Source organism: uncultured Nostoc sp. (assembly GCF_964247315.1).
In the GTDB taxonomy this organism is placed as follows: domain Bacteria; phylum Cyanobacteriota; class Cyanobacteriia; order Cyanobacteriales; family Nostocaceae; genus Nostoc.
Genome location: NZ_CAXTTT010000216.1, coordinates 1 through 5805, shown reverse-complemented (window position 1 = coordinate 5805; position 5805 = coordinate 1). Strand labels below are relative to the sequence as shown.

Annotated in this window: 8 protein-coding genes and 1 pseudogene; 3 read left to right on the top strand and 6 right to left on the bottom strand. The window is 43.6% G+C overall.

All coding sequences use genetic code 11. From position 1 onward, the window contains the following. Positions 1-91: 91 nt before the first annotated feature. Positions 92-526: pseudogene (locus ACFE93_RS33685) on the bottom strand (cell division protein FtsX); the annotation flags it as partial. A gap of 85 nt (positions 527-611) precedes the next feature. Here ACFE93_RS33685 and ACFE93_RS33680 point away from each other — a divergent pair. Further along, positions 612-899: a Mo-dependent nitrogenase C-terminal domain-containing protein gene (locus ACFE93_RS33680; protein ID WP_375480324.1), complete on the top strand. Its 288-nt coding sequence runs from the start codon at positions 612-614 to the stop codon at positions 897-899. A gap of 332 nt (positions 900-1231) precedes the next feature. Here the strand turns inward: ACFE93_RS33680 and ACFE93_RS33675 are convergent, their stop codons facing one another. The 4 genes from ACFE93_RS33675 to ACFE93_RS33660 all read right to left on the bottom strand — a co-directional run bounded on the left by ACFE93_RS33675 (position 1232) and on the right by ACFE93_RS33660 (position 3465). Next, entirely contained in the window at positions 1232-1438 is a 207-nt protein-coding gene (locus ACFE93_RS33675) for a hypothetical protein (RefSeq protein WP_375480322.1), read from the bottom strand. Between the two features lie 86 nt (positions 1439-1524). Continuing rightward, positions 1525-2103 (bottom strand): hypothetical protein, encoded by a 579-nt coding sequence (locus tag ACFE93_RS33670; protein WP_375480321.1) that lies wholly within the window; start codon positions 2101-2103, stop codon positions 1525-1527. A gap of 203 nt (positions 2104-2306) precedes the next feature. After that, positions 2307-3050 carry a 3-oxoacyl-ACP reductase family protein gene (locus ACFE93_RS33665; protein ID WP_375480319.1) on the bottom strand — a complete coding sequence of 248 codons (744 nt, stop codon included), beginning with the start codon at positions 3048-3050 and terminating at the stop codon, positions 2307-2309. 271 nt (positions 3051-3321) lie between these two features. After that, positions 3322-3465 carry a hypothetical protein gene (locus ACFE93_RS33660; protein ID WP_375480317.1) on the bottom strand — a complete coding sequence of 48 codons (144 nt, stop codon included), beginning with the start codon at positions 3463-3465 and terminating at the stop codon, positions 3322-3324. A 252-nt stretch (positions 3466-3717) separates the two neighbouring features. Between ACFE93_RS33660 and def the strand changes: the two genes are divergently transcribed. Together def and ACFE93_RS33650 are read left to right on the top strand one after the other, a co-directional pair. Next, positions 3718-4281: a peptide deformylase gene (def, locus tag ACFE93_RS33655; protein ID WP_375480315.1), complete on the top strand. Its 564-nt coding sequence runs from the start codon at positions 3718-3720 to the stop codon at positions 4279-4281. Between the two features lie 10 nt (positions 4282-4291). Beyond that, positions 4292-4495, top strand: coding sequence for a hypothetical protein (locus ACFE93_RS33650; RefSeq protein WP_104908675.1), 204 nt, complete (start codon positions 4292-4294; stop codon positions 4493-4495). Positions 4496-4557: 62 nt separating this feature from the next. Here ACFE93_RS33650 and ACFE93_RS33645 read toward each other — a convergent pair. After that, on the bottom strand, positions 4558-5805 hold a 1248-nt coding region (locus tag ACFE93_RS33645), incomplete at its 5' end, for a WD40 repeat domain-containing protein (protein WP_375480313.1).

The following is a 5805-nucleotide window of genomic DNA, read 5'->3' as shown; positions in this document are numbered from 1 at the left end:
CAGAGGTCAAAGTTCCGAGTTCAAAAGTCAAAGTTCCGAGTTCAGAGGTCGAAGTTCCGAGTTCAAAGGACAAAGGACAAATGACCAATGACTATCCTTTAGCAAAACGTCGGACAGCAAATAAGCTCCCCATTAATCCTACAGCTGCACCGAAACCCAAAATAATCAGAGGCAATAATAAAATTTCTGCTGGAGTGAGTTGCACTCTGTTGGTGATGACTTGGATAAACTCAGGTTGATTGACTAGTAACTTACCGAGAAACTGTTGAATCACAGAAATGAAACTCCAAGCGATCGCACCACCAACCAAACCAAAGGCAATTCCTTGTAAAATAAACGGTAGGTAAATCCAAACAGAAGTCGCTCCCACTAGCTGCATAATTTCAATTTCCTGGCGACGCGCCATGACAATCAGCCTAATTGTGGTGGTAGTGACTGCGATCGCTGTTAAAGTCAGAATAATCGTAATTGTTAAACTAATCCAGTTCAGACCTTGGTGCAACTGGGCAATGCGTTTAACTGCTTCATAGTTTAGTAATTATACGATGTTTTTCTCTGAAGTTCGGAGTAATTTTATAGGAGCAACAGATTGATTAAAGGAAAGTTGAACTATGAGCTTCTTAAATAAAGCCAATTTGGGCAATATCTTATTAAACCAGATTCGCTCTCAGCTTGAGTCCGTAGAAATACATAATTCTAATCTTGCCAGACTATTGTGCAAAATAATTCCTTCCCATTGCCCTTTTGAAAGAACTGTTACAGTTCTCGGTCGGACTATATTTCAGATTCCACCTTTGTGCAAATTGAACCCTCTTTACGAACAGCTAGTTAGTCTTCGTTTTAAGTGTTTATTGTATTTAGTCAATGAATGTGGTGAGGATGCTAGAAAATATTGTTAAGCATAGGTTTCTATGAATAAAAATAGATGGAAGAAATATTTTTAGGAATAAAATTGTATAGGAATCCTAGTTGCAATCAGATGTGAATATAAAATAGGCTGGCGAACGACTTACAATCGATGAAATGTTTTGAGTTTCACCCAATTTTGTGTTCATGTTGTTGGTGAATTATTTCCTGACATTTGAGCAGTAAAGACTTTTCACCATAGTTGTTATACCAATTTGAAAAAAGAATGTGACAGATACATACTTCTAAACCTTTGTTCTGTCTGGCTTTCTTAATTTTGAATGAGAGAATTTTGAATTGGTATTACTCTGCTAGATATGTTTGTTCAAGCAAATTTAGACGATCGCCAATTATCATCGCAGTGGCAAGACGGAACCTTACCCTTGGGAGCTAACTTAAGATTGTCTGCTGTGACGACGATTGTGTTATTATAAGGCAGCTTTGCCATGCGAAGCCAGGTTTCAAGCTCCATACAGGCTGGGCTAATGCTCGGTAGCCCCCATAGAGAAAGGGCAGTGTATAAAGTAATCATTTTAATCAACCTCTATGATTTATCTTGGCATTCAAGCAACGCTGGTTTTAGCCTTGAATCTTGGAAAACCAGCGTTTTGCCGCAGGTTACTTGACAGGAGTAATTTTCGCCGAGTAGAGATGCCATCTACGCTGCTCTGGAGTTGAGCCAGGAACATCATTGACTCGTCGCAGCACATAGCTGCCGCGAAATCGCTGCGGGGTTCCATTGGTGGCGATCGCAGTCACAGTAACCGGAATCTCAATGTAGATTGAGCCTGCACCTGGGTCTGGTTTACCGGGTTTTCCAACTTCTACAGCAACGGATGTGGTGTTGGCAAAACCCTGCTTGAACTGCTCAAACGACTGCTTGCTAGCAGCGCCATTTCCATCCCAAGCTGAATAAGCTTGTTTATAGTCAAGACGAGCGATCGCACTATAATAGTCACGAATCACTTGGACTGCTTGCTGCTCAGGCGGCTTGGTATTAGCAGCGCTTTGCGTAGGAGAAACCGATGCTGGAGTCGGACTGGACGCGATCAGATTTGCAACCGATGGGGTATTGGCAGGTGGCTGCGATTTAACAGAGGCATTACAGCCTGTGATGGCGATCGCAACTAGCATTCCTCCAACGGCTATACGGTGCTGTTTTAACCAGATATATAAATAGAAGTAAATCTTTGACAAAGATACCTCCTTGGGATTCTGCATACTAGAAATGCAATCGATACAACCATTGACAATTTTATATGAGTATGCACTTCTAATCTTGACTTATAGCCCAAAAAGCTAAAAATATTTCTGGCTAAAGGTTTCAGCATCCTTGCAGTTAGTCTAGTTTCGCTCATTGCTGAGAATTGATATTTACAGTTAGGCTACACCTGCGGTAGTTAGGCGCTGAACCCTCCATCAATCATTAGGTTTGCACCAGTGATGTAAGCTGCCTCAGACCCAGCTAGATAAGCGACCATCCCTGCAACCTCCTCAACAGTGCCGTAGCGGGGCAGTGCCAGCTGCTTTTTGATCATCTCGGCAAACTCACCCTCTGGGGGATTCATATCCGTAGCGATCGGCCCGGGCTGGACGTTATTGATCGTAATTCCACGCGGGCCAAGATCACGCGCCAGCCCTTGCACAAGCCCTTGCAAAGCAGATTTGCTCATGGCATAAACAGAGGCGCCGGCAAATGGCACACGTTCGGCGTTGGTGCTGCCAATGTTGATGATGCGTCCGCCTTCTTGCATGTGCTTGACTGCGGCTTGGGTCGCCACAAATACGGCACGCACATTAATCGCAAAGGTGCGATCAAAGTCCGCAAGCGTGAAATCATCGATAGAGGCCATCTGCGCTACACCTGCATTATTCACAAGGATATCTATACCACCCAATTTCTCTACTGTCTGTTCAACAGCAGCCACCACCTCACTGGCTTCGGCACTGTTGGCTTGGATGTCCAAAGCTTGAACACCCAGCGCCTGGACTGCCTGCGTGATTTCCTTGGCGCGATCGGGCGAGCTGGTATAGGTGAAAGCAATATTAGCACCTTCAGTTGCCAAACGCTTAACGATGGCAGCTCCGATACCGCGACTGCCTCCGGTGACGAGTGCGCGTTTATTTTTGAGTGTGTAGTTCATATTCGATACCGTAGATTAGAAATTGGATATAAATGCTTAGCGTCTAATGGGTAAAAGCTGCAAATGCCGTAACAACCTAATCTACTCGTCGTGAAAGTCACAATTGATCGGAATATATTTTTGCATTGCTGTTTCTTTTGTAGTTGACTACTCTAGGAATACCAACTTGTAAAATGTTACCCAACAGTACCCTCAGAGAAATTATAGGATGCATCAAGCTTTTGGGGGAAGCCGTCAAGTTAATCACTTTTACGAATTAGTAATTATTTGGTCAAACTTCTGCTTCACTCGATAAAACTTTTGTCACTTCAAAAACTGTATGGGGGCTTTTGAAGGTTAACCGTGCTTCTGGTTTCTGGAGTGCCACCATAGTTTTTACATGTTCGCATTCGTCATCACGGATGTTCACAAACACGTCGTTAGAGGATGTTTAAAAAGTATTATTGCTAACAAAACAACCTCAAAGACTAACTCCCTAACAAGCTTTCCTGACAAAAAAGTAAGGGTTTCACAGCCTCTCCTCCTTGGCGTCAGGCTGCCGTTAGGCAAGCAAACAGAGGAATGGCAACTGGGTTTTTGGTATACTCTAGGACTTTTTAAACATCCTCTAACTGGGATTGATAGAATGAAAATAGTAGGAATTTGCACCATTTAGCCATCGAGACTCATGCCCTCTGAAATTGCTGTCGAGAAAAAAAAGTTAAAAAATCCACCTTTGGAGCTTCATTATTTAGGCGATCGCGTGCTGCGTCAAGCTGCAAAACGGATTTCTAAGGTTGATGACGAACTTCGCCGAATAGTGCGCGAAATGCTGCAAACTATGTACAGCAAAGATGGCATTGGTTTGGCTGCGCCCCAAGTGGGAATTCATAAACAATTAGTTGTCATCGACCTGGAACCAGAGAACGCAGCTAACCAGCCTTTAGTGTTGATTAACCCCACCATTAAACAACTCAGCCGCGACATCTCTGTTGCCCAAGAAGGATGCTTGAGCATTCCCAATGTATATCTAGACGTGAAGCGCCCCGAAGTCGTAGAAATTGCCTATAAAGACGAATACGGTCGTCCCCGGACATTAAAGGCTAATGACCTCTTGGGACGCTGCATTCAGCACGAGATGGATCACCTTAACGGCGTGGTATTTGTAGACCGTGTAGAAAACTCCTTGACTTTAGCCCAGGAGCTATCTAAGAATGGCTTCTCGTATCAAGCGGTGAAACCAATAGCATAGGGGGGCAATAGTGTATTTAACTCCAAAAAGCAGTTTATTTCTGGGTGGTTCTTGTGTAAGTGCGATCGCCGCCGTCGGCTCGATTTTTGAACTCGGTTACGGACAACCAGATTTTGGTGTCACAGCCACGGCAATTATCCTGGTATTGAGCATTCCACTCACAGGATTATTTTTCTTTGCCGCAGTGAAGGACGCAAGGGCTAACATTAAATAAGCATCAGGTACATAAAAAAGGTAAAAGGATGAAGGAAAAGGCAAAATTCATTCTTTTACCTTTTATTTTTGCTCTGGATTTTCCACTGCCCCTAAAGCTTTTAGCGTCACTAACTGCGCTGCGGTTAATCCTGTAACCCCGGTGATATTCATTTTTTCGTAGGGTCGTGGCGATCGCAGTGTTCTTAGGCACTCACCCGTCAATACATCCCAAAGCTTAATTGTCTCATTTTGGCTACCACTAATCAGGGTTTGACCATCAAGACTAAAGGCAACTGACTTTACCCAATTAGCTCCCTGCAAAGTTTTCAGGCACCTGCCATTATAGACATCCCATAATTTTATCGTTTGGTCTTCACTGGCACTAGCTAAAATTTGACCATCGGGACTAAAGGCAACTGACCAGACTCGATTAGTATGTTCTTGCAAGGTTGTCAAGCACTTGCCCATGTAAACATCCCATAACTTTACTGTTTGGTCATCACTGCCACTAGCTAAAGTCTGACCATCTGGGCCAAAAGTAACTGACCTGATCCGATTGCTGTGTCCCTCCAAAATATGGAGACATTCTCCTGTATAAATATTCCATAACCTGACTCTTTGGTTTTCACTACCACTAGCTAAAGTTTGACCATCGGGACTAAAGGCAACCGATCTTACCCAACTGGTATGCCCTTTCAAGGTTTGGAGACATCTTCCGGTGTAGACATCCCATAATTTCACTGTTTGGTCGTCACTGCCGCTAGCTAAAATTTGACCATAGGGACTAAAAGCAACTGACCTAATTCGATTGGTATGTTCCTGCAATTTTTTCAAGCATTGCCCCGTGCGAACATCCCATAATTTAATTGTTTGTTTTTCGCTGCCGCTAGCTAAAATTTCACCATCAGGACTGAAGGCAATCGAACGTACCCAACTGTTATGCCCCTCCAAAATTTTGAGAAACTTATCGTTACGGACATCCGATAATTTCACTGTTTGCTTTTCACTGCCGCTAGCTAAAATTTGACCATCGGGACTGAAGGCAACTGACCTTACTCGATTGCTATGCCCTTGCAAGGTTGTCAAGGACTTACCATCTTGGACATTCCATAATTTAACTGTTTGGTTTTCACTACCACTAGCTAAAGTTTGACCATCGGGACTGAAAGCAACTGACCTTACCCGATTGGTATGTCCCTGAAAGGTTTTCAGACTTTTACCATCACGAAGATCCCATAATTTCACACTTTGGTCGTCACAACCGCTAGCTAAAGTTTGACCATCGGGACTGAAGGCAACCGACCAGACTCGATTAGTATGTCCCTGCAA

Coding starts and splice junctions, on each gene's coding strand:
- ACFE93_RS33680 (WP_375480324.1), top strand. CDS start 612: ATGAGCTTCTTAAATAAAGCCAATTTGGGCAATATCTTATTAAACCAG.
- ACFE93_RS33665 (WP_375480319.1), bottom strand. CDS start 3,050: ATGAACTACACACTCAAAAATAAACGCGCACTCGTCACCGGAGGCAGT.
- ACFE93_RS33675 (WP_375480322.1), bottom strand. CDS start 1,438: ATGATTACTTTATACACTGCCCTTTCTCTATGGGGGCTACCGAGCATT.
- def (WP_375480315.1), top strand. CDS start 3,718: ATGCCCTCTGAAATTGCTGTCGAGAAAAAAAAGTTAAAAAATCCACCT.